The sequence below is a fragment of the Oribacterium sinus genome, assembly GCF_963537195.1.
Taxonomy (GTDB): domain Bacteria; phylum Bacillota; class Clostridia; order Lachnospirales; family Lachnospiraceae; genus Oribacterium; species Oribacterium sinus_A.
Genome location: NZ_CAUTEG010000032.1, coordinates 1 through 23,092, shown reverse-complemented (window position 1 = coordinate 23,092; position 23,092 = coordinate 1). Strand labels below are relative to the sequence as shown.

Annotated in this window: 20 protein-coding genes; 14 read left to right on the top strand and 6 right to left on the bottom strand. The window is 44.3% G+C overall.

Going from position 1 to position 23,092, the window contains the following annotated elements:
• Positions 1-340 precede the first annotated feature (340 nt).
• Positions 341-1,435: a sugar kinase gene (locus RYL27_RS05465; protein WP_314965800.1), complete on the top strand. Its 1,095-nt coding sequence runs from the start codon at positions 341-343 to the stop codon at positions 1,433-1,435.
• 250 nt (positions 1,436-1,685) lie between these two features.
• On the opposite strand, the gene glmS is transcribed toward RYL27_RS05465, so the two are convergent.
• A complete protein-coding gene (gene glmS, locus RYL27_RS05460; protein ID WP_314965798.1) occupies positions 1,686-3,590 on the bottom strand; it encodes a glutamine--fructose-6-phosphate transaminase (isomerizing) in 1,905 nt (634 codons plus the stop codon).
• A gap of 507 nt (positions 3,591-4,097) precedes the next feature.
• Between glmS and rplM the strand changes: the two genes are divergently transcribed.
• Together rplM and rpsI are read left to right on the top strand one after the other, a co-directional pair.
• On the top strand, positions 4,098-4,526 hold the full coding sequence (gene rplM / locus RYL27_RS05455) for a 50S ribosomal protein L13 (RefSeq protein ID WP_007156835.1): 429 nt from the start codon (positions 4,098-4,100) through the stop codon (positions 4,524-4,526).
• 13 nt (positions 4,527-4,539) lie between these two features.
• On the top strand, positions 4,540-4,932 hold the full coding sequence (gene rpsI, locus RYL27_RS05450; RefSeq protein ID WP_314965796.1) for a 30S ribosomal protein S9: 393 nt from the start codon (positions 4,540-4,542) through the stop codon (positions 4,930-4,932).
• A 297-nt stretch (positions 4,933-5,229) separates the two neighbouring features.
• Here rpsI and RYL27_RS05445 read toward each other — a convergent pair whose 3' ends face one another.
• Complete coding sequence (locus RYL27_RS05445) at positions 5,230-6,468, bottom strand: ATP-binding protein (RefSeq protein ID WP_314346304.1); 1,239 nt, start codon at positions 6,466-6,468, stop codon at positions 5,230-5,232.
• 344 nt (positions 6,469-6,812) lie between these two features.
• Here RYL27_RS05445 and RYL27_RS05440 point away from each other — a divergent pair, with 344 nt between their 5' ends.
• The 8 genes from RYL27_RS05440 to RYL27_RS05405 all read left to right on the top strand — a co-directional run bounded on the left by RYL27_RS05440 (position 6,813) and on the right by RYL27_RS05405 (position 14,565).
• The gene (locus tag RYL27_RS05440; protein WP_314965794.1) at positions 6,813-7,058 is read left to right on the top strand and encodes a hypothetical protein; all 246 of its coding nucleotides are present in this window, start codon (positions 6,813-6,815) and stop codon (positions 7,056-7,058) included.
• 92 nt (positions 7,059-7,150) lie between these two features.
• Positions 7,151-7,996, top strand: coding sequence for a DUF364 domain-containing protein (locus RYL27_RS05435; protein ID WP_314965792.1), 846 nt, complete (start codon positions 7,151-7,153; stop codon positions 7,994-7,996).
• Positions 7,997-8,137: 141 nt separating this feature from the next.
• Positions 8,138-8,593 (top strand): OmpA family protein, encoded by a 456-nt coding sequence (locus RYL27_RS05430; protein WP_314346309.1) that lies wholly within the window; start codon positions 8,138-8,140, stop codon positions 8,591-8,593.
• A 580-nt stretch (positions 8,594-9,173) separates the two neighbouring features.
• On the top strand, positions 9,174-10,784 hold the full coding sequence (locus tag RYL27_RS05425; protein WP_314965790.1) for an ABC transporter substrate-binding protein: 1,611 nt from the start codon (positions 9,174-9,176) through the stop codon (positions 10,782-10,784).
• Between the two features lie 27 nt (positions 10,785-10,811).
• On the top strand, positions 10,812-11,774 hold the full coding sequence (locus tag RYL27_RS05420) for an ABC transporter permease (protein WP_007156827.1): 963 nt from the start codon (positions 10,812-10,814) through the stop codon (positions 11,772-11,774).
• A 4-nt stretch (positions 11,775-11,778) separates the two neighbouring features.
• Positions 11,779-12,618 carry an ABC transporter permease gene (locus RYL27_RS05415; RefSeq protein WP_314965786.1) on the top strand — a complete coding sequence of 280 codons (840 nt, stop codon included), beginning with the start codon at positions 11,779-11,781 and terminating at the stop codon, positions 12,616-12,618.
• A 3-nt stretch (positions 12,619-12,621) separates the two neighbouring features.
• Positions 12,622-13,713, top strand: coding sequence for an ABC transporter ATP-binding protein (locus RYL27_RS05410; protein WP_314965784.1), 1,092 nt, complete (start codon positions 12,622-12,624; stop codon positions 13,711-13,713).
• Between the two features lie 48 nt (positions 13,714-13,761).
• Complete coding sequence (locus RYL27_RS05405; protein WP_314346444.1) at positions 13,762-14,565, top strand: ATP-binding cassette domain-containing protein; 804 nt, start codon at positions 13,762-13,764, stop codon at positions 14,563-14,565.
• 65 nt (positions 14,566-14,630) lie between these two features.
• Here RYL27_RS05405 and RYL27_RS05400 read toward each other — a convergent pair whose 3' ends face one another.
• The 3 genes from RYL27_RS05400 to ade form a co-directional block, all read right to left on the bottom strand.
• Positions 14,631-14,936, bottom strand: a complete 306-nt coding sequence (locus tag RYL27_RS05400) for a DUF898 family protein (protein WP_314346445.1) — start codon at positions 14,934-14,936, stop codon at positions 14,631-14,633.
• A 169-nt stretch (positions 14,937-15,105) separates the two neighbouring features.
• Positions 15,106-16,323 (bottom strand): dicarboxylate/amino acid:cation symporter, encoded by a 1,218-nt coding sequence (locus RYL27_RS05395; protein WP_314346446.1) that lies wholly within the window; start codon positions 16,321-16,323, stop codon positions 15,106-15,108.
• Positions 16,324-16,589: 266 nt separating this feature from the next.
• Positions 16,590-18,299, bottom strand: a complete 1,710-nt coding sequence (gene ade, locus RYL27_RS05390) for an adenine deaminase (RefSeq protein ID WP_314965781.1) — start codon at positions 18,297-18,299, stop codon at positions 16,590-16,592.
• 414 nt (positions 18,300-18,713) lie between these two features.
• Here ade and RYL27_RS05385 point away from each other — a divergent pair, with 414 nt between their 5' ends.
• The 3 genes from RYL27_RS05385 to RYL27_RS05375 all read left to right on the top strand — a co-directional run bounded on the left by RYL27_RS05385 (position 18,714) and on the right by RYL27_RS05375 (position 22,137).
• Positions 18,714-20,072, top strand: coding sequence for an NCS2 family permease (locus tag RYL27_RS05385; RefSeq protein ID WP_314965779.1), 1,359 nt, complete (start codon positions 18,714-18,716; stop codon positions 20,070-20,072).
• A gap of 21 nt (positions 20,073-20,093) precedes the next feature.
• Entirely contained in the window at positions 20,094-21,353 is a 1,260-nt protein-coding gene (locus tag RYL27_RS05380; protein WP_314965777.1) for an amidohydrolase family protein, read from the top strand.
• 82 nt (positions 21,354-21,435) lie between these two features.
• On the top strand, positions 21,436-22,137 hold the full coding sequence (locus RYL27_RS05375) for a nucleotidyltransferase family protein (protein WP_314667850.1): 702 nt from the start codon (positions 21,436-21,438) through the stop codon (positions 22,135-22,137).
• 52 nt (positions 22,138-22,189) lie between these two features.
• Here RYL27_RS05375 and yqeC read toward each other — a convergent pair.
• Positions 22,190-23,092, bottom strand: a 903-nt coding sequence (gene yqeC, locus RYL27_RS05370) for a selenium cofactor biosynthesis protein YqeC (RefSeq protein WP_314965775.1), incomplete at its 5' end; no start/stop codon positions are given.

The window sequence follows — 23,092 nt, the reverse complement described above, 5'->3', positions numbered from 1 at the left end:
ACCAGCAGCCACAGGGAGTTCTTTCTCTTCTGAGATAAGACTTTCTAAGAAAGCTGGGAAATACTTTCAAAAAACAAGGAAAACCGGGGCCGGTAGGGGCTCCGGTTTTTTTGTGCTGTAAATGAAGCGCTCGGATAAGATAAAATAGAGTCTGCCACAACAGAAAAAAGTATAAGATAATAGGAACAGTCTCTAAGACAATAGGAACAGTGTCTAAGACAATAGGAAAAATGTCTAAAACCATAAGGAAAAGTATAGTGAAAAAGCCTCCTGTGAGCCATTGCATTTTTATGTTAGAGTAGGAAGAGGCATTTGGACAGAAGATAGAGGAGGAACCCTTATGGCTTTATCATTTCGAGAGAAAAAAGACTGCGCTTACGACGCCATTTCCTTAGGAGAAATCATGCTTCGCTTGGATCCGGGAGAGGGCCGGATTCGTACCGCCAGACAATTCAAGGTTTGGGAAGGTGGCGGAGAGTACAACGTGGTGCGGGGACTTCGACGCTGTTTCTCTTTGAAAACTGCGGTAATTACAGCATTTGCGGCAAATGAAATCGGATACCTTGTAGAAGACTTTATTCTACAGGGAGGCGTGGATACATCCTTTATCCATTGGGCGAAGACGGATGGCATCGGAAGAACCTGCCGAAACGGTCTAAACTTTACGGAGCGGGGCTTCGGAGTAAGAGGTGCCAAGGGCTGTTCCGACCGGGCAAATACCGCCATTTCCAAGCTGAAGAAGGAAGATATTGATTTGGATAGAATTTTCGGGGAGCTGGGGGTTCGTCTGCTGCATACCGGAGGCATTTATGCGGCTCTTTCCGAGCAGTCCGGAGAAACCATGCTGGCAGTGATGGAAGCGGCAAAGAAGCACGGCACGGTGATTTCCTACGACTTAAATTATCGCCCCTCCATGTGGGATGCCATCGGGGGCGTAGAGAAGGCACAGGAAGTGAACCGGGAAGCGGCTAATTTCGTGGATATTATGATGGGAAATGAAGAGGACTTCACCGCCTGTCTTGGTCTTCATGTAGAGGGACAGAAAGACTTAAAGCATTTGGATCCTAAGGCCTATGGGAAAATGCAGGAAGAACTGGTAAAGCTTTATCCCAACTTCAAGGTGGTGGCTACCAGCCTTCGAACCGTACACAGTGCTACGGTAAATGACTGGTCCGGCATTTGCTATGCAGAGGGCCAGGTGTATGAGGGAATGTCCTTCCCCAAGCTGGAAATCTTTGACCGTGTAGGAGGGGGAGATTCCTTTGCCTCAGGCCTTCTGTACGGATTAATGGAAAAGGGAGATCCTGCCCTGGCTATCCAATATGCGGTTTGCCACGGTGCTTTAGCCATGACCACACCGGGAGACACCACCATGGCCAGAAAAGAAGAGGTGGAGGCGCTGATGAAGGGAGCTGGCGCAAGAGTGCTTCGATAGGATAAGCCGGAATTTGGCGTCGTAATTTAAGGGAATAAAAAAGGAACTGTAATCGAAAGAGTAAATTAGTTTTGGCAGTATAGGTCTAAAATCGGGGCACGCTCTCGCTAACTTCGCCACCTAGCAGTACTAACTTCTAGCATCGCTTTGCTCGCTTTCAGTAAGTACTGAGGGGCTCAGATTACCCCCCATTTCAGACCTATACTGCCAAAACTTTCACTAAACTCTGATTTTATTACAGTTCCTTTTTTTATTCCACTGTCACGGACTTCGCCAAGTTTCTGGGCTTATCCGGATCGAAGCCCTTTAACAGGCTAACCTGGTAGGAGAGGAATTGTAGGGGGAGCACCAAAAGGCTTCCGGCAAAGAGGGGATGGGTCTTAGGTACACTAAGACTTCCGGCAAAGTCCTCTTCTTCGATAGCGATATCTTCCATCCGAATGGCAAAGCATTTTGCGCCACGGCTTCGTACCTCATGGATATTGGAAATGCTTTTTCCCGCAAGCTCTTCTTGAGAAAGAAGACCGATAACCGGGCTGCCCTTTTCGATTAAGCTGATGGTGCCGTGCTTTAATTCTCCGCTGCTATAGCTTTCACAGTGGATATAGCTGATTTCCTTCAGCTTCAAAGCGCCCTCCATGGAGATGGCCCAGTCTAAGCCTCTTCCCAGGAAGAAAATGTTGTCCGCATCCTTAAGTTCCTTTGCCATAGGAAGGATTTCCTGATCGAAGGAAAGACATTGCTGAATTTTTCCCGGAAGAAGGAAAAGCTCTTCTGTTAAGCTCCTAGTCTCTTCCTTGCTGATTTTTCCCTTTGCCTTAGCCAGAAGCAGGGAGAAAATGTAGCCTGCGGCAAGCTGACAGCTGTAGGCCTTGGTGGTGGCTACCGCAATTTCCGGTCCTGCCTGGGTGTAAAAGACAAAGTCGGATTCTCTGGCAATGGCTGAGCCTTTCACATTTACGATGGAAAGGGTTTTCGCTCCTAATTTCTTGGCTTCCTTTACGGCAGCCAAGGTATCCGCAGTTTCTCCGGACTGACTGATGCTGATTACCAGTTCGCCCTTTTCCAAAATAGGGTGGTTATAGCGGAATTCGCTGGCCAGCTCCACCTGCACCGGAACTCTGGCCAAGCTTTCGCAGACGGATTTTAAAACCCATCCCGCGTGGTAGGCAGAACCGCAGGCAATTACCCGGACTCTGGAAATCTCCTGAAAATCCTTTTCCGTCATGGAGAAGGCTTCATAGGAAAATTCCGGATTTTCTGAATTTACCGCATTTCCCACATTTCCCGAATTTACCGCATTTCCCGCAGTCTCTTCATTTTCCTGCTTGCAGGCATAGAGCAGGGTATCCTTCACAACCTTAGGCTGCTCAAAGATTTCCTTTTCCATAAAATGAAGATACTCTCCCTTATGAATCTGGCTCTGATCCAGCTCTGCGATAGCGGAAGAACGCTGTACTTCTTCGGCATTTTTATTGTAAATATGGATTTCCTTTTCGGAAAGGCTTAGAATTTCCCGATTTTCCACAGGGTAGATTTCCTTGGTATAGTCCAAAAAGGCGGAAACATCGGAAGCAAGATAAAAGGCATTTTCTCCCTTACCCACAATCAAAGGACTGTCCTTACGCATGGCATAAAGAGTCTTTTCATCCTCCTGGAACATGATGGCAAAGGCATAAGAGCCCTTCAGCTCCTTTTGTACGGAGAAGAGAGCTTTTAAAATGTCCTTATCCTTCCGGTAATAATATTCAATCAGGTTTACCGCTACCTCCGTATCCGTGTCGGAGTAGAAGCTATAACCCTGTTCCTGTAAAAAATTCTTAAGCTCCGCAAAGTTTTCAATAATCCCGTTATGCACCAACACCACTTCCTTATGCATGGACAGGTGGGGGTGAGCATTTTTTTCACTGGCCTTACCGTGTGTGGCCCAACGGGTGTGGCCGATTCCCATGGAGTAGGGAAGCTGACATTCTTTGTCAGCCGCAACCTTCTTTTTCAATTCTTCTAATTTTCCTACAGCCTTTACCACTGTGAAAGGCTGAGAGTACAAAGCGATTCCCGCAGAATCATAGCCTCTGTATTCCAGACGGGAAAGACCGGCCAGAAGAATATCCTTTGTATTCCCCTGCCCAACAAAACCAACAATACCGCACATTGTAAATTCCTCCTATTTGATTGTTTTCGGTGCGGAGAAAGCTTTTGTTACGATTTTGATTTCGCTTTTTTTCTTTCCCTAACGATGCACTACTCCGAAACAGCATCCGCCGAATCTTTCGATGACTGTTTACCTCGTCGGCTTTGGGGTTCCCGAAGCCCTGGCGCTAATTTTTCTTTTTTCCTCAGAAAGAAAAATTTGTGTTATGATACCATGGTGAAAAAGAACTTGGGAATGCTTTTTTGCAAATTTTAAAGAAAAATTCTTTTTCCGGAGGATATTTCTAAAATTGTCGTAAAGAAAAGCAGGGATGCGCATCGTTAGGGAATCCTTGGAAAATCCTCGGAAAAATGCAGAAAAGCCTTGACAATACAAGGGAAATTCTATAAAGTGATAAGGCTGTTATTACAGCGGAACAGAAGCAGGGCAAATGCCCGGGCTACATTAAATACTGAAATCAGTCCCTTGACTGGACCAGAGTAAGTAGCCTACACATAGGAGGTTGTTATGAATTCATACGTAGCAAAGGCTTCTACTATTGAGAGAAAGTGGTTCGTAGTAGATGCAGAGGGGAAGACACTCGGACGTCTTGCATCAGAGATCGCAGCAGTACTTCGTGGAAAGAGAAAGCCCACATTTACTCCGTTCTTAGACTGTGGTGACTATGTAATCGTAGTAAACGCAGAGAAGATTACCGTTACCGGTAAGAAGCTGGAGCAGAAGCTGTATCGTACTCACTCTCGTTATGTTGGTTCCATGAAGGAAACTTCTTTGAGAGATATGAGAGCAAACAAGCCGGAGCAGGTTATTGAACTTGCCGTTAAGGGAATGCTTCCCAAGGGTCCTTTAGGTAGACAGATGTACAAGAAGCTTTTCGTGTATGCTGGTCCGGATCACAAGCACCAGGCTCAGCAGCCAGTTGCACTATCAATCTAAGGGAGGATAAAAAATGGCTACAAACAGAAATTACGGCACAGGCAGAAGAAAAAGCTCTGTAGCAAGAGTATATATCATGCCAGGAACAGGAAAGGTAACCGTAAATAAGCGTTCTATCGACGAGTATTTCGGATTAGAGACATTGAAGACCATCGTTCGTCAGCCACTTGTGGCAACACAGAACGAAGGAAAGTTGGATGTTCTTGTAAACGTTAAGGGTGGCGGAACCACAGGTCAGGCCGGTGCAATTCGTCATGGTATCGCAAGAGCACTTTGCGAGATGGATAGCGATTTCCGTCCTGTCTTAAAGAAGTCCGGTTTCTTAACCAGAGACTCTCGTATGAAGGAGAGAAAGAAGTACGGATTGAAGGCAGCTCGTCGTGCTCCACAGTTCTCCAAGAGATAAGAAAAGACATATTCAGTATGTGGGACTCCCCAAGTTTTTGGGGAGTCTTTTCTTATCCCGTAAACTTGCGAGTTGCTCGCCCAAGGCTCGCAACTACTCGCGGTAAGATGCCAAAGGGCATCTTGCTGGTCGCTCGTACAATTCACCAAGAGATAAGAAAAGACATATGCAGTATGTGGGACTCTCCAAGTTTTTTGGGGAGTCTTTTCTTATCCCGTAGAACTGTGGGCTACTCGCGGTAAGATGCCAAAGGGCATCTTACTCATCGCTCGTACAGTTCCAATCCCGATTCCAACCCTACTCTTTATCTAAGAGCCAATCAGATAGATTTTTGATCTGAATACCGTTGTAATTTCCAATAGTTAATCGGTCACCGGTTAAAATAATTTTTTTGTAGTTATCACGGATATTGGTCAGTGGTTTCAGTTCTCGGTCAAAGGTTTCTTTTGCGGTCATATCTGCGGTGACCTGGAAGTAGGTATAGGCTCCCTGTTTTTCTGCAACGAAATCAACCTCAGTATTACCCAGCTTTCCAATCATCACACGGTACCCTCGACGCAGGAGCTCAAAATAGACGATATTTTCCAGCGAAAATCCAAGATCGTATTGGCTGCGAGGCAAGATAAAGTTTCGCAAACCTAAATCTACAATATATAGCTTACGATTAGCTTTCAGGAGCTGTTTTCCAACGATATCGAAACGTTCTGCAGAATAGAAAATAAAGGACTCTGTAAGAGCCTCAACATAATCACTCACGGTGTTAGGAGAGATTTTTCTTCCATTTGAACTCAGATAATCAGTAATGCTCCGGACAGATATCGGATTTCCGATAACACCGGACAGATATTTTGCGATGGTTTTTAGTAGAAAAATATCTGAGATTTTCCTTTTCTCCGGACTCTTTTCTTTCCTCGCTTGCCGATCTTCGATATCTTTTACAATTACTGTATTGTAGATACCCTCCAGATAAGTTTCGAGTTTTTCTTGCGTGCAATCCATTGTGGCTATATAGGGAAGTCCCCCAACCCGCATATATTCTGTCAGACCTCGCTCTTGATCCATTTTGCAAATTTCAAGAAATTCTTTGAAGGATAGAGGAAGCATTTTGATTTCGACATATCGACCGGTTAATAGTGTAGTCAGATCTCCGGAAAGCATATAAGCATTGGAACCGGTAATGTAGATGTCCACATCAGCTTTTATATATAGACTATCTACGACTTTTTCAAAGGATGGGACCTTCTGAATTTCATCTAAAAAGATGTAAGTCATCTTCCCTTTACATAAACGATGTTTAAGATAGTCATAGAGCTTTTGATAGTCCTGCAGCTCTTCATATTCCAAATCTTCAAAATTAATGGAAATAATTTGTTCATCGGAAATATTATTAGCTTTTAACCATTCTTGGTACTGCATAAGCATTGTGGATTTTCCGCAACGGCGGATACCGGTGACAACTTTGATGAGCTGTTCATCCTTCCATTGAATCAGACGATGCAAGTATTCTTTTCTTTTAACCAATGTAATCACCTCCATAATATAATATTCCAATATTAGCGCAAAATACAGAACAAAGCAATTTTTATTCCGAAATGGGAACAAAATAATAATAAATATAAATATATTCCAATATTGGAATATAAAATGATGATGTGTATGTTTCTAAAAGGATAGAATCGAAATTTTGTATTTTTCTACAAACAGCAGAGAAGATTTTTGGAACATTTTCTTAATAAGTTTTTAAAATGGATAAAAAAATCTTGTTTTTTAAAAAGCAGAGGAGTATTCTACTTCCATCTTTCAGAGATACGTTATTCGGTTCTGAAAGCAAAAAAAGAAAAAATGTTTTTTTCTGCATAGGCAGAAGAGAGGAGACTATTATGAGAAAGATGGTTAGAGGATTATTAGTACTTGCAGCAATGACAGCAGCTCTTACAATGGTAGCATGTTCCGGTAAGAAGGCAGAGACCACTGCAGCAGCTGAGAGCAAGATGGAGACTGAGGCAGCTAAGGAGTCTGTAAAGGCTGACGACAAGAAGGATGACAAGAAGGATGACAAGAAGGATGCTAAAGAGACTACTGCAGCAGCAGAAGAGTCCAAGAGCACAGAAGAGTCTTCCAAGTAATTTTTGAAAAACTATAGGGGGAGCCTGTGAAGGCTCTCTTTTTTTGTTATCGAGAGATGGAGTGTTCTTAGGGGATTATAAGGAGCGTTACTATGAAGGAAGTAAAGAAAATAGAAGGAACAAACATTTTCCTACAGGAATGTATTAGGGAAATCGAGCAAGCGGTGGATTTGGACAGTATCACCGTGGAGCGAGCCGTGTTCGGTCTCTTTTTCTCCGGGGTGAAGCTTTCCACAGGTCAGGGAGGTTTATGCTTTACGCCGGTGAAGGAGATTCCGGAGGCCGTGTGCTGCCCAAGCTCTGCGAAGGCTATGCCATTTTCCGGAAAGCTGAAAGGGAGAGGGGTTAGAGCCTATCTCGAGGATATTTTCTCGGAGAATATCTTAAGAAGAACTTTGGGAATCGCTGCCTTAAATGCGCTCAGTACTCTGGTGTGGGATAAGACAGAGCATCCGGAATACGAGCTTTTACTTGGTGTGGATGCCTTTGATGAAATTGATGTAAAGAAGTATCAGAAATCCGTAGTGGTGGGGGCGTTGGTGCCTATAATCCGAAAGTTAATGCAGGAAAATGCGGATTTTCATATCTTGGAAAAGGACAGCAGAACCTTAAAGGAGCGGGAAATGCCCTATTATCTTCCTCCGGAAAGGGCGGGAGAATGCGTGCCGGAGGCGGACTTATTAGTAATTACCGGGGTGACGATTTTGAATGATACCCTGCCTGGACTTTTGTCTATGGCGAAAAAGGATGCGGAAATTTTGGTGGTGGGTCCTACCGCAAGCATGCTTCCGGATTGCCTCTTTTCTAAAGGCGTTACGATGCTTGGGGGAATTCAGGTGACGAAGGCGGATGAGCTTTTGGACATCATCAGTGAGGGAGGCTCCGGCTATCATTTCTTCGGAAAATATGCGGAACGGACCGTGCTTCGTCGAAGATAAAGCATAGGAAAATCCTGCAGCGATGATTCCACCAGCTATACCCAGGGCTCTATTGACATTGATGTAAAGCCGGATGGAAGCGGAAGCTACTATAACAGTGAAACCGGTTTAAGCATTAAAAATGATGGACAGGGAAAGGCAGTGATTACTCTTGGTAATGACGAAAAGACCGTAGATGCCAAGCCTTTGGAGAAGCCTACAAAGCTGCCAAAGCTTTCCATGGTTCCCGCAGTACCTAGCCTGGAGGCCAACAGCCTTTTGATTACTCTGGATTCTGGCGTGCTTTTCGATGTGGATAAGTATGATATCCGTCCGGATGCGGAGAAGATTTTAAATGATTTGGCAACGGTGTTAAAGGAAGCGGGTATTACCTCCTTCCAGATTGACGGACATACCGACTCCATGGATACGGATGAACACAATCAGGTGCTTTCCGAGAACCGTGCAAATTCCGTAAAGAGCTATTTGGCTTCTCAGGGCGTGACTGCGGAAATCACCACCCACGGTTACGGAGAAAGCCGTCCTGTTGCTACCAATGATACCGCAGAGGGAAGACAGCAGAACAGACGTGTAGAGATTATTGTTCCTACCGCATAAAAGAACAGGATTAAAAGTAAATTTGCTAGAAAGCCAAATTGCTATAAAGTCAAATTGCTTTAAAATCAAATTACTAGAAAGCCAAATTGCTATAAAGTCAAATTGCTTTAAAGACAAATGAAATGAAAGATGTAAAGAACCTGAAATGCAGCACCGGGAGTTTCCTATTAGGAAATTCGGATTGTTGCAGGAAGCTAAAGCTACCATGGTTTTTTACATCTTTTTTTATTTTGCATAGGTGTGCTGGGGAAGGTACAGGAGAGTTTCTTTTAAGGACAAGGGTGGAGGAACTTAGGATAGCCGGTAAAAACATATGGCTTTATCCTTGTGAATAAGAAGGATTCATTTTCATACTATTGAGAATATCAATAAGTCTTTAGATTTATCAGAATTATAAATATCTAACAAAAAAGCAATTTATACTATTGATAAAATTGGTGAAAAAGTATAATAATAAAGAAGGTGAAACAAAAAATATTATTATAAAATACTGCTTTGATTTCTAAAAACCGACATTTTTCCTAATGGCAAAGAAAATCTTGGAAAGAAGAAAGAGAAACAGTACAGAAGGAGGAGAAAAGTGAAAAAGAACTTGGCAAAGTTGCTTCCTCTACTGCTTTTATCGGTAAGTCTGGCGGCTTGCGGTGGAAGCAAGGCGGAAGACAAGGGAACGGGAGCATCTACAGAAAAAGCGCAGGAGCAGAACGCTTCTTCCGATGGGGAGAATAAGGCAGAGGCAAATACTTCCGGACAGAAGGACAGCTTCACCTATATCATTGACGGTGACCCGGGAAATACCCTGAACCCTTTAACAGCAGATGATCGCTATACCCTGATGACCTGTCATGCAGCCTATGCTCCGGCTTATCATATCTATGGAGATGGAACTGTGGATTATATTCTGGCGGAAAGCATGACGGCTTCTGAAGACGGGCTTACTTTGACGATGAAGCTGAAGCCGGATTTAAAGTGGAGTGATGGGGAGGCATTAACAGCCGATGACATTGTTTTTACCTATGACACCATCAACAGCCTGTCAAAGAATCTTTATATTGGGGACCAGCCTATAAAAGTGGAGAAACAGGATGATTTAACCGTTCTTTTCCATCTGCCCTCTGTTTCCGCAAGTGCCATGGAGATGCTTTCCGACGAGGTGAGCATTATCCCTAAGCATATCTTTGAAGGTAAGGAGAATACGGATGTTTCCTTATTAGAAGATAAGGTGGTAGGTGCAGGCCCTTATGTTTTGGAAGAGTATAAGACCGGAGAATATTTGAAGTTTAAGGCCAACCCCAACTATGCCAAGGGAAAGCCTTATATTGATACCTTGATTTATCGGGTGATTGACAAGGGAGATACCGCTACACTGGCTATGCAAAACGGTGAGGCGGAGGCCATGGTATTGTCTCCGGATATGATTGAGCCCTATTTGGCAAATGATGCTTTTACCCTTTACAACTATAGTGAAGGTCGTGTGCCCTATATTCGTTTGAATACCGCCTCCGACAATATGCAGGACAAGACCTTCCGTTCCGGCATTTTCCATGCCTTAAACAGAGAGGAAATTATGAAGGCGGCTTATGGAGATCCGGATTACTATCATTTAGGCTATTCCTTCCTGCCTTATGATAACCAGTTCTATACCGAGGATGTGGAGAAGTGGGATCAGGATTTGGAGAAGGCCAAGGAAGAGGTAAAGAACGGACCAAAGAAACTGACCTTACTCTACCCTGCCAATACGCCTATTTTGGAAAGAGAAGCTTTGGCGATTCAGGCAGAATGTAAGGCTGTTGGTGTGGATGTGGAATTGGCAAGTCTTGCGGATGCGGCTTACTACAAAGCTACCAAGGACTTGGAGAACAAAGACTATGACATTTTCCTGGGAGGCTATGTAATGGGCTCCGACCCGGATACCTTCTCCATCCTTTTCTCCACAGAGAAGGACAATAACATGAACTACCACAATGCGGAAATCGACAAGCTGTTCAGAGAAGGAAACAGTACTTTGGATTTGGAGAAGCGTAAAGAAATTTATAACAAGGTACAGCGTTTGGTAACGGAAGAGGCGATTTACTATCCTCTGGGAACCAATTTAAGAACACTGGTTACCAAGAAGGATGTGGATCCGGAAGAAGCCCAGCTTGTGCCTATCTACACCTTTGGAGATTTATCCAAGCTAAAGTTTAAATAAGATCTTAATTAGAAAAGAGGCTGAAAAATGGCATTCTATATCGGGAGAAGAATTTTACAAAGTATTCCTCTGCTCCTATTGATTACCCTTTTGTCCTTTGGACTGATGAATTTGGTTCCCTATGATGCGGTTGACTCCATTTCCAACTCTAAGATGACAGAGGCGCAAAGGGAGGAAAAAAGAGAGGAATACGGCTTAAATGATCCCATGCCTGTGCAGTATTTTCGATGGTTAAAAAACATTCTAAGGGGAGAGTTCGGGAACTCTCTCCTTAGTCATACCCGGATTAAGGATGATTTACGGATACGGATTCCCAACACCATCCTTTTGGTGCTTCCCTCCTACCTTACTGCTTATTTTTTGGCTATGGCGGTGGGGCTTTACAGTGCCAGCCAAAAGGGAAAATGGCAGGATAAGCTTTTGGACAGCTTTTCCACCATAGGTCTTGCAGTGCCCAGCTTCTGGATTGCCTTGGTGCTGATTTATTTTTTTGGCTATCATTGGAAGCTTTTTCCCTTGCTGGGGATGCATACCATTGGGAAGGAAAGGGATATTCCGGACTTTCTTCATCATCTTTTTCTTCCTTATTGTGTATTGGTGCTTGCTTTTTTTCCGGATTTAATGCGTTATGTTCGTTCTTCCGCATTGTCGGAATTAAGGCAGGACTATGTTCTGGTGCAAAGAGCTTTTGGCGCAAGTAAGAGGGAGATCCTTTTTCATCATGTGGCAAGAAATGTCTGTCTGCCTATGATCAGTAAGTTGGGCATGTCTCTACCCTTACTGGTGACGGGGGCGGTGATTACGGAGTCTGTCTTTTCCTGGCCGGGGATAGGGCTTTATTTTGTGAAAGCGGTGGATGCACTGGATTATCCTATTGTTATGGCGATTTTGCTCTTATCCGGTACCTTGGTGATTCTGGGGAATTTACTCTCGGATATTTTGTATTGTTTGATTGACCCGAGAATTTCACTTTGGAAGAAGGAAGGATAAGAAAATGCAAGCAAGCAGAGGTAAAGCGTTTATCAATAGAATTTTAAGCCATCCCCACAGAATTTTAGCTAGTATTTTTTTAATAGGCTTCAGCCTTTTGGCTTTGGCCTTACCCCTTCTTCCCTTAGATCCGGAGGGGCTGGATGTGATTCACAGTCTGGCAAAGCCCTCCCTGCAACATTTTTTCGGGACGGATGAGGTGGGAAGAGACTATTTTGCCAGAGTGCTCTACGGGGGAAGAGTTTCTCTTATGGTCGGTTTTCTGTCAATGGCTATGAGTATGGGCCTGGGCGTCATGATTGGGCTTCTTTCCGGATATTTCGGAGGCGTGGTGGACTTCTTCTTTATGCGCCTTGTGGACGTTCTTTCCTCCATCCCCTGGATGATCTTGGTGATGGTTTTCGGTATGGTTTTTGGAAGAGGTCTGCTTTCTCTTGTTATGGTCATCGGGCTATTAAGCTGGATGGAAACAGCCAGAATCATTCGAGGAGAGGTTTTAAGCCTGAAGGAGCGGGAATATGTGCTCTACGCCCGTTTTTTGGGAATTTTTCCCTTACGAATCCTTTTTAGTCATATTTTCCCCGGAATTCTTCCCACTATTATCACGGCATCCACTGCGGCTATAGCTTCCTCCATTATGGTGGAGAGCGCATTAAGCTTTCTGGGACGAGGGGTTACCGCTCCGATGTCCAGCTGGGGAAGCCTTTTACAGAACGCCCAGAAATTTCTGCAAAAAGCGCCCCACATGGCGATTCTTCCGGGAATTTTGATTATTATAACGGTTTTGTCTTTCCATCAATGGGGAGAGGCTCTTAGGGAATCGCTTCTCTTAGAAAGGGAGTAGAAGATGCTTTTGGAAATTGAGAATTTGCAGGTGGAAATACCCTATGGGAAAATGAAGGTCTATCCGGTTTCCGGCGTCAGCTTTTCTCTGGAAGAAGGAGAGGTTTTGGGAATTATCGGAGAGTCCGGAAGCGGAAAATCCATGGCTATGAAGGCCATTATGGGATTACTGCCGGAAAAAGCAAAAGCTTCTGCCCGGAAGCTTTCGTTTCAAGATTTGGATTTACGAAATCTGACGGAAAAGGAATATCTGCCTCTTCGAGGGAGCCGTATGGCTATGATTTTTCAAGATCCCATGACGGCACTGAATCCCTTGATTCCCATCGGAGAACAGTTGAGAGAGATTTTTGAACGACAAAGGAAGAAGGGAAGAGATTCTTATGGAGGAGATTCTTATGGAAGAGATCCTTATGGAAGAGATTCTCATGCAAAGGATTCTCATGCAAAGGATTCTAATATACAGGATTTCAAGATAAAGGACTTTAATACAAAGGATTCTAAAGAAAGAGCCATAGCGCTGTTAGCGTCTGTGGGTATTCCCAATCCGGAGGAAAAATATAAGCAATACCCCCATGAGTTTTCCGGCGGTATGCGGCAAAGAGTCCTGATTGCCATGGCCTTATCCTGTTCTCCCGCACTGCTGATTGCGGATGAGCCTACCACGGCTCTCGATGTGACCCTGCAGGCTCAGATTTTAGATTTACTTTTGGAAGGGGTGAAAGCAAGAAATACAAGCTTGATCCTGATTAGCCATGACCTATCTTTGGTGAAGGAACGCTGTAAACGCATTCTGATTTTGTACGGAGGGAAGGTGATGGAAGAGGGAACGGTGGAAGAGATTTTCCGGGAACCCAAACATCCTTATACCAAAGCCCTTTTAGCGGCCATCCCCAGTATGGAAAAGGATAAGGAAGAGGCACTGGTGGCCATTGAGGGAAATCCACCCTCGATTTTAAAGGAATTTACCCGTTGTCCTTTTTATGAACGGTGCAAGGAAAGGATAGATGCCTGTCAGGATGCCTTACCGGAGGAAGCAAGGCTTTCCGAAAGCCACAGGGTTTTCTGTCACAAAGTTTCTTTAGGAGAGAAAATATAAAACCATCTAAAAATGTAGTTAAGAATAGGAAGAAGATTAGGGAGAAAAATGAAAGAAAAGGAGCTGATTCTTTCCGCCAGAGGAATAGAAAAGGTATTTTATCAAAGGGACTTTTGGGGAAGAAAAAAGATAGCTACCCATGCGGTGCAGGGGGTGGATTTGGATCTGTATAAGGGAGAATGCTATGGCCTGGTGGGGGAATCCGGCTGTGGAAAAAGTACCCTTGGTCGTTGCCTTTTAGGATTACAAGAGAGAACGGCAGGGGAAGTCTATTTTCATGGACAGGAAATCAAAAGGAAGGATTCAAAGGCTTTACGGGAAATGCAGGATAAGATGCAGATTATCTTTCAGGACCCCTATTCTTCCTTAAATCCCCATTGGACTGTAGAGGAAATTCTACGGGAGCCTTTACGACGCCTAAAACTCTCCCGTACAGAAGAAGAGGCAAAGATAAAGAAGGCTTTGGAAAGAGTATCTTTGGCCGAAGCGGATAGAAGAAAGATGCCCTATGCCTTTTCCGGAGGGCAAAGACAAAGAATCGGCATTGCCAGAGCCCTGATTGTAGAACCGGAAATTATCCTTTGCGATGAACCAATCTCCGCCTTGGATGTGTCCATACAGGCTCAGATTGTAAATCTGTTAAAGGATTTACAAAAGGAGCTGGGGCTTAGCTATATTTTTACGGCCCATGATTTGGCCATGGTTCGTTATATCAGTGATAGAATCGGGGTAATGCAGGCAGGAAAAATCGTAGAAGAGGGAGACTGTGAAAGTATTTTTCAAAATCCCCAAAAAGAATACACCCGGACACTGCTTTCGGCAGTTCCCGGGTGGTGTAGAAAGGAAGGATAAAAGGACGCTGGACTTTAAGCCTTCCTTTGCAGAGAAAACTTAGAATGTATCTCGATTAACAAATTTTAGTCGGCAAATTCGGTGTGGGCTACCTTCCATTTTCTGATGGCAATACCGAGCCAAAAGCTGTAAATTCCTAAGGTGATAATGCAAAGCAGGAACCACTTAATCCACTGAAGAAAGAGGTCTGTGGCTTTACCGGTAAAACGAAGGCGATGCCCGTTGATGACGGTATGGGAAATTTCCCAGTTATAAATCATGCAAAGGGCCCAAGGAAAGCAAATTCCCAAGGTACATACCGTGATAAGGCTTCCTAACAGTGCCCATCCGATAAGCTGCAATAAACCGCCGTCAAAATAAGATTCTCCCATAAATACTCCTTTTCTTTAAAAACGTAAAATACTCCTAAATTATAAAGAAAATAAGAAAAAAAGCAAGTTCCGGATTTTATGCAAAGACTGTACACTCGGAGACTTGCTTTTTATAGTATCTTATTCTTAATGCATCTTATTCTTAAAGACTCACTTTTAGGCGGCTTCTTTATCCGTTCTTTTTCTCCAACTGCTTACTGATGGCAGTGGCGCAGGCGATGTCACCGATTACATTGACGGTGGTGGCACCCATATCTGCCAGAGTATTTACGGAAATATAAACGCCCAGGATTTGGTTAATGGGAAGTCCTGCCATGGGAGCCAGGGCGGCAAAGGCGGCAATAGCCCCTCCCGGCACGCCCGGAGTTCCGATACTAAGCAAAGTATTGGCTGCCAAAACCGTAATCATGGTGTCCAGGGTTAGCGGAATACCTAAGGCGGCAGCAAAGAAACTGATCATAAAGGACATCAGAATACTAACCGCATCCATGTTAATGGTGGCTCCCAGAGGCAGTGTTAAGGAGGCTATCTCCTCCGGAACATCCAAGGACTCCACCGCACATTCAATAGAAAGGGGGAGCGTGGCATTGGAAGAACAGGTGGAAAATGCATTTAAGCTGGCCGGCGCAATAGAGCTAAAGAATTTGCCCACAGGGATTTTTCCGACCAGGCGTACGATACCGCCGTATACAATCAGGGCATAAAGGGCAAAAGTGATGTATAAGGCCAGCATAACCTGTCCCAGCTGTAGAACTGTCTTAATGCCGTTACTGTACATTACCGTAGCCATACAGGCAAAAACGCCGATGGGGGTAAAAAGCATGATTTTCGAAACAATAAAAATGGAAATATCATGAATGGAGGTGCATAGCTTCACGAAAGGCTCCGCTTTTTCCTTTAGGGAGAGGCAGGCCAGTCCCATAATGATGGAAAAGGAAAGCACCTGAAGCATATTTCCCTCGGAAAATGCCGCAATAGGATTGGAGGGAATGATATTTTCCAAAGTTCCCAGAAGGCTTTTAAACTCTACCGCGTCCACCTTTACGTCAGTAGCGACAATCTGAGCTCCTGCTCCAAGATGGAGAAGTCCGGGAAGGAAAAGACCCAGTGCGCTGGCAAAAAGGGTGGTTGCCGTAAACCACAAAAGAGAATAGAGGCCGATTTTTCCGGTTTTGGCAATGGAGCCGATGCCCATAATGCCGGTTAGAAGACTACAAAACACCAAAGGGAAAATCATCATTTTCAAGGATGACATATAAATGGTGGCAATTACATTTAGAGGAGTATAGAAAAACTCAGGCATAATCAGTCCGAAGACCAAACCCAAAGCAAGCCCTAAGGCAATCCATACAGTCTGTTGAAGACTCAGCCATTTTTTCTTTCCCATACTAACTCCCTCATTTCAGAAAATATTTTTAGAATCCTTCTTTCTATAAAAATCGAGTAAAGCATTTCAGGTTAAGATGTAAAGTTTTCAACAGTTCTTATTTCTATAGAAAAAAACGTCCTTTGTAATATTTCTATCCTAAAGAAAAGAGTCGGTATTGTAAAGAATAGATTTCTTTTAACTAGATATAGAAAATAGTTATATCTAAAGAGGGGGAAGCTCGGGCGGATGCCAAACAGGAATTTTATGCAGTATGGTACTCTTTCTTACTGAATCAACCTCGGCTTCCCGTTCTGCACCAGACAAAGCCCTCTTGGCGTAATGCGAATCTCCGGTATCACCGGTAACGCCAGGAAGGACAGGCTGATAAAGGGATCCATTCCCCTGGGAACTCCCATTTCATGGGCTTTTTGCTTCATGTTTTCCAGATGCGCGTTCGCTTCCATAAAACCGCAATCACACATCAGTCCCATAATAGGAAGGGCCAGAGAATCGTAAACCTTTCCTCCCTGCACCAGCACAAATCCACCCTGCAGGCGGATGAGTTCATTGACGGCTAAGCACATATCCCGGTCATTGTCTCCAATCACAATCAGGTTGTGGGAATCATGACTGACGGAGCTGGCAATGGCTCCCCCATGGATGCCGTAGCCCTGGCAGATGCCCAATCCGATTTTTCCGCTTCCCTTATGTCGCTCTATAACGGCGATTTTCTGATATTCCGGATATTCTTCTCCGGTAAAATTGCCGCAGCGTTTCAGCATCACCTGTAAACGTTTGGTGGTAATCTGCCCTTCTTCCATGGCAATGACATTTACTTCCTGCTTGGAAATGGGTAAACGAAAAGCCTTTTCTTTAAGAGGAGAGAGGTGAACGGTTTTCTTCAGCTTTGAGGGACAGCGGGGAATGCGTACATGCTCGTCTTCCACTACTTTCTTTCCTTTATAATATACAGCGGTGATTTCGACCTTTTCCAGATCGGAAATCAGAAGAAAATCCGCCTGTCTGCCCACAGCGATAGCCCCCAGATGAGATAGGCCGTAACATTCCGCGGTATTAATGGTGGCCATTTGATAGGCGGAGCAGGTGGGAAGCCCCAGTGCAATAGCCTTTCGAACGGCGTGGGAGATATGCCCCTCTCTTATGATATCTTCAATGTGCTTATCATCGGTACAGAAGGAAAATGCTCTGGTATCCATCTTGTGAGCCAGTATTCCCTTAACCAAAGCCTCTAAATTTCTTGCGGCGGAGCCTTCCCGGATATGGATGTGCATTCCTGCACGAATCTGCTCCAGGGCATAGTCAAAATCTACCGCCTCGTGATCCGTTTGAATGCCGTTTAAGGCATAGGCCTGCAAGTCTTCTTTGGGAAGAAAGGGGGCATGACCGTCTAAAACATGCCGGGAAAACAGCGAGAGCTTTTCCATCATTTTCTTCTCCCGATGAATCACACTATAATCATCCATTACCTCCCCCAGCCCTAAAATACGGGGGTTATCCAGATATTCCTTCATATCCTCTGCGGAAAAGACAGCGCCGTTGTCGTCAATCTCCGTGGAGGGTACACAGGAAGGAAGCATCACAAAGACATTGGCGGGACTTTTCGCGCTTTGCTGTAAAATGTAATCGATGCCCTCTTTACCGGAAACATTACAGGCTTCATGGGGATCCACAATAAAGCAGGTAGTTCCCTTCAAAGATGCCAGAGTGATTAATTCATGGGGAGTCACCATGGTGGATTCGAGATGCAAATGGGCATCTATAAAACCGGGAACCAGAAATTGCCCCTTGGCATCGATTTCCTTCTTTCCCCGGTATTCCCCGATTCCGGCAATATAGCCCTGGGAAACAGCCACATCACCGGAATAAATACTGCCGGTAAAAACATCCAGAATGCGGGCATTTTTCATAACCAGATCGGCTTCCTTTTCCTTTAAACAAACTTTTGAGAGAATTGCTTGTAATCGATTATTCATATTTATGCCCCCTATAAAAAATAACTAATAAATTAGCCTATTTGAAGAGTATTATACTAATTATTGCATAAATTCTCTTTTTGTACCATAAGTTATTTGCTGAAACAATAAAAAAACTATTTATTTTATTCCCTTGTGCTTATACAAAATATCTAATATAAAATGCATTTATTGAGAAAAATTGTAGAAACGAAAAAATTTGGTGTTCTTTTACGAGACTTGATGTACAATCTTCTGTATAGCTGTTAAGTGTAGCAAAGGGGATTTGAAAAAGAAGGAGACATCGCAAAAGCAACAAATGGAGTAAAATAGAGGGCCAGGGAGGCAAAACATGCTTGAGGACGAGTAGGAACATGTCGTGAAGTCACTACCCGTTTTCATATACAGTCTATTTTTTTCATAGGGGGACGACAGATGGAGAAATTTTTCAAACTGAAAGAAAAGAACACGGATGTAAAGACGGAGGTCATTGCCGGAGTTACCAGCTTTATGACCATGGCGTACATCTTGGCGGTGAATCCCAGAATTCTTGGGGCTTCCGGAATGGATGCCGGATCTGTTTTTACAGCAACAGCCCTAGCCTCAGCCCTGGCCAGCTTCTTTATGGCAATTCTGGCAAACCTTCCCTTCGTACTTTCCGCAGGTATGGGACTGAATGCTTATTTTTCCTATACGGTGGTATTGGGAATGGGCTATAACTGGGAAACGGCTTTGGCAGCAGTTTTTGTGGAAGGTGTTATTTTTATCCTTCTTTCCTTGACCAATGTACGAGAGGCAATATTCAATGCGATTCCTAAGAGCTTGAAAGTGGCTGTAGCTGTGGGAATTGGCTTTTTTATTACCTTTATCGGTTTTCAGAACGCCCACATTGTTGTGGACGGGGCTACTCTGGTAACCCTCTTTTCTTTTAAGAAGTCTATCGAAGCGGGAAGCTTTGCTTCCGAGGGAATTACCGTGGTTCTGGCCTTAATCGGTGTACTGGTAACTTCTCTTTTGGTAGTAAAGAATATTAAAGGGCACATCTTAATCGGTATTATTGTTACCTGGGTTTTAGGTATTTTTTGTCAGTTGACCGGACTTTATGTTCCGAATCCCGAGGCAGGCTTCTACAGCTTGATTCCAAGCTCCCTGATTTCTGTACCCAGCTCTATTGCCCCCACCTTCTTTAAGATGGATTTGAGCAATGTGTTTTCTTTGAATTTCCTGGTAGTTGTTTTTGCTTTTCTTTTTGTAGATGTTTTTGATACCTTGGGAACCTTAATCGGTTGCGCATCCAAGGCAAATATGTTGGATGAAGAGGGAAAGTTACCTGCTATTAAGGGAGCTCTTTTGGCGGATGCCTTAGGAACCACAGCAGGTGCCGTTTTGGGAACATCCACCATTACGACCTTTGCAGAATCCGCATCCGGTATTGCGGAGGGAGGAAGATCCGGCCTGACGTCATTGGTGACTGCAGGACTCTTCCTGGTGTCCCTATTCCTTTCTCCGATTTTCCTTGCCATTCCATCCTTTGCTACAGCACCGGCTTTGATTGTTGTAGGATTTTTCATGATGCAGCAGGTAACGAAGATTGACTGGGAGGATATGGTAAAGGCTATTCCCGCATTTATCTGTATCTGTGCTATGGGCTTTACCTATTCCATTTCCGAGGGAATTGCCTTCGGTATCATTAGCTACACCGTGCTTCATCTTTTCACAGGAAAGTCCAAGGAGTTGACACCGCTGATGTATGTACTGTCGCTCATCTTTATTTTGAAGTATATTATGCTGTAAGCTTCGATTAAGGAGGAATCCATGGAGTATTTGCTTCGAGGGGATATTTGTTACAGTGAGAATTTAAAGAACCTGATTTGTAAGGAAAATGCCTATCTGCACATAAAGGATGGTTTATGCCGAGGGGTTTATGACAATCTCCCTAAGGAGCTGTCTTCTGTGGAAATCAAGGATTATTCCGGAGATTTGATTCTTCCGGGGATGGTAGATCTCCACTTACATGCTCCTCAGTACGGTTTCCGGGGGACCAAGATGGACTTGGAGCTTTTGGATTGGCTGAATGTTAACACCTTTCCGGAGGAAGCCAAATATCAGAACCTGGACTATGCTGAAAGAGGCTATCAGGATTTTGTGGAGGACTTGCGGGAAAGCGCCACTACCAGAGCGGTTATCTTCGGGACCCTTCACAAGGATGCCACCTTGCTTCTTATGAAGCTTTTGGAAGAAAGCGGCTTGGTGTCCTATGTGGGAAAGGTCAATATGGATCGAAATTCTCCGGAGTATTTAACGGAGCATACTGCGGAGGAATCCCTTAAAAACACCGAGGAATGGCTTTCGGAGATCCCGAAGGATTGGCGGAATTGCAAGCCTATTCTTACACCGAGATTTACGCCGACCTGTTCGGATGCCTTGATGGAGGGCTTGGGAAAGCTGGCTAAGGAATACAAGCTTCCGGTGCAATCCCATTTGTCGGAAAATCTGGGAGAGATTGCCTGGGTAAAGGAACTTTGTCCCGACGCCAAGCATTACGGAGACACCTATGACCGCTACGGTCTTTTGGAAAACAGCATCATGGCGCATTGCGTATATACGGAGGGAGATGAGCTATCCGCCTTAAAGGCAAGGGGAACGATGATTTGTCATTGTCCTCAGTCCAATACGAACCTCTGTTCCGGAGCGGCACCTATTCGCCACTTCTTAGAGGAAAATGTGAAGGTCGGTTTGGGAACGGATGTGGCAGGAGGAGCAAATCTCTCCATGCTAAGAGCCATCACCGATGCAATATCCGTATCAAAGCTTCGTTTCCGTCTTATGGATCAAAGCCTTGCCCCTCTTACCTTGGAGGAAGCCTTTTGTTTGGCAACGCTTTCCGGGGGAAGCTTCTTTGGAAAGGTAGGATCTTTCCTGCCCGGGTATGAAGCGGATGCTTTAGTCTTCCATGAAAAAAGAAGAAGTGTTCGGGCACAGACGGTAAAGGAACGTTTGGAGGTGCTTTTGTATACCGGAGAAGAAAGTGCCCGCTTGCAGGCTAAATTCGTACAGGGAAGACAGCTTTTTTAAAGGATAAGAGCTTTTTTTAAAGGACAAAAGTTTTTTGGGAAAAAGAAGATAGTTATGTGTAGGGATAGGGAAGGAAGAGATAATGAAACATTTGGGCTTTGTGGTTATGGCCTCCGGCTGGAGCAGACGCTTCGGAAAAAATAAATTATTGGAAAGAATAGCGGGAAAGCCCATGATTTCCTATACCTTTCATACCCTATCCCATTTTTTCTATAATTATCAGGCGGTGGGGTCTCTTTCTGAACGAATTCAGGACAGTGACGCTACCGTGCAGGAAAAAAAGAAACGGGGAAAGGGCGGGAAGATTGTTCTGGATACGCCTTTGGTAGTGACTCGTTTTAAAGAGGTGGAACAGCTGGCCAAAGAAATGCATTTTTCCGTTTTGATGCATGAAGAGAGTGAGCAGAGTGATACCATTCGAGTGGCTCTTTCTTCTGAACAGGCCAAGTCCTGGGATGCCTGCATGTTTTTAACAGGGGATCAGCCTTTGCTTTCTGAGGAAAGCTTAAGAAATCTTGTGGATGCTTTCTCAGAGAATCCGGAGGAGCTTTACCGTTTGAGCTATCAGGCGGAAGGGGGAAATCCGGTGATTTTTCCGAAGAAGTATTTTGAAAATCTGCGGAATTTAACCGGGGATCATGGTGGAGGCGTGCTTTTAAAGTCCGGCATGATTCCGGTGGAAGAAATTCATAAGATTCCGGTGGAAAGAGAATTTGAACTTTGGGATGTGGATACGGAAGAAGCTATTCTGAAGATGGAACAGCTTCTTCGGATGCGATTATAAAAATTATAAAAAGGCGGTTTTAAACGAAACTGGTATTTCAAAAAACGTATCTTTATAAAATAAACAGTTCGGGATGAGCGGATCCTTCTTTTAAAGAGCCGCCACAAACCATTTTTCCTAAGCCCTTTTGTAAGAAAAGAAGCAGTTCTTCTGCTTCTTTTTTTGTAAGACAATCCAATTGATTCACAAAAAGGCAGTCCCCCAAGTTTTCTTTACGGAAAGCCTGCAAGAGAAGCTCCTTAGTCAGTAGAGTGTCGGGGGTTAAGGACGGAGTGAAAAAGTTTTGGAAAATTTCCACTCGATGAATGACTTCAGAGATAGGCTTATGAAGGGCGGAAGCTCCGAATACCAATACTGTTCTTTGGCTCTCCTTTGGAATCTGCGGCTCATTTTGCCCATGGGCCTTTCCGGGTAATCGTTTAGAGCCGTCTGCCTCCACCAAGACATAGTCTGCCATTTGCTCTAAGGTAGAGAAGGGCAGGGGAAAAGGAGAAAGCTTGCCATTTTTCCCCAGAGTTCCCAGGCAGAGAATAGGGTTTTGGGACTTGTTCCATAGGGACAGAACTTTTCTTTGAAGGAAAGCTTTTGAATTTTCCAAGGCCTCTTCTTCGGAGTGAATATCTTCACCGGGAAGTAAAATTTTTTCTTTGAGAGTTGAAACATTCTCATCGGAGATTAAAGCATTTTCATTGAGAATTGAAATATTCTCACTGGAGCTTGAAATATTTTCATCCGAGAAACAGATATTTTCACAATGAGAAAAGGGGAGGATATGGGTGGAGGTGGTGAGAAGCACGGAGCCTTTTTGAGACAGCTCAAGGGAGAGAGACTTTAGTAGGCTGCTTTTTCCTCCGCTTCCAATAATAGCGTTAACTCCTTTTTTTATGCCGAGAGCTTCCGACAGAGGAACTCGAAAGAGTTTGCTTTGCAGTTGGTCATCGATTTGTCTTTGCTG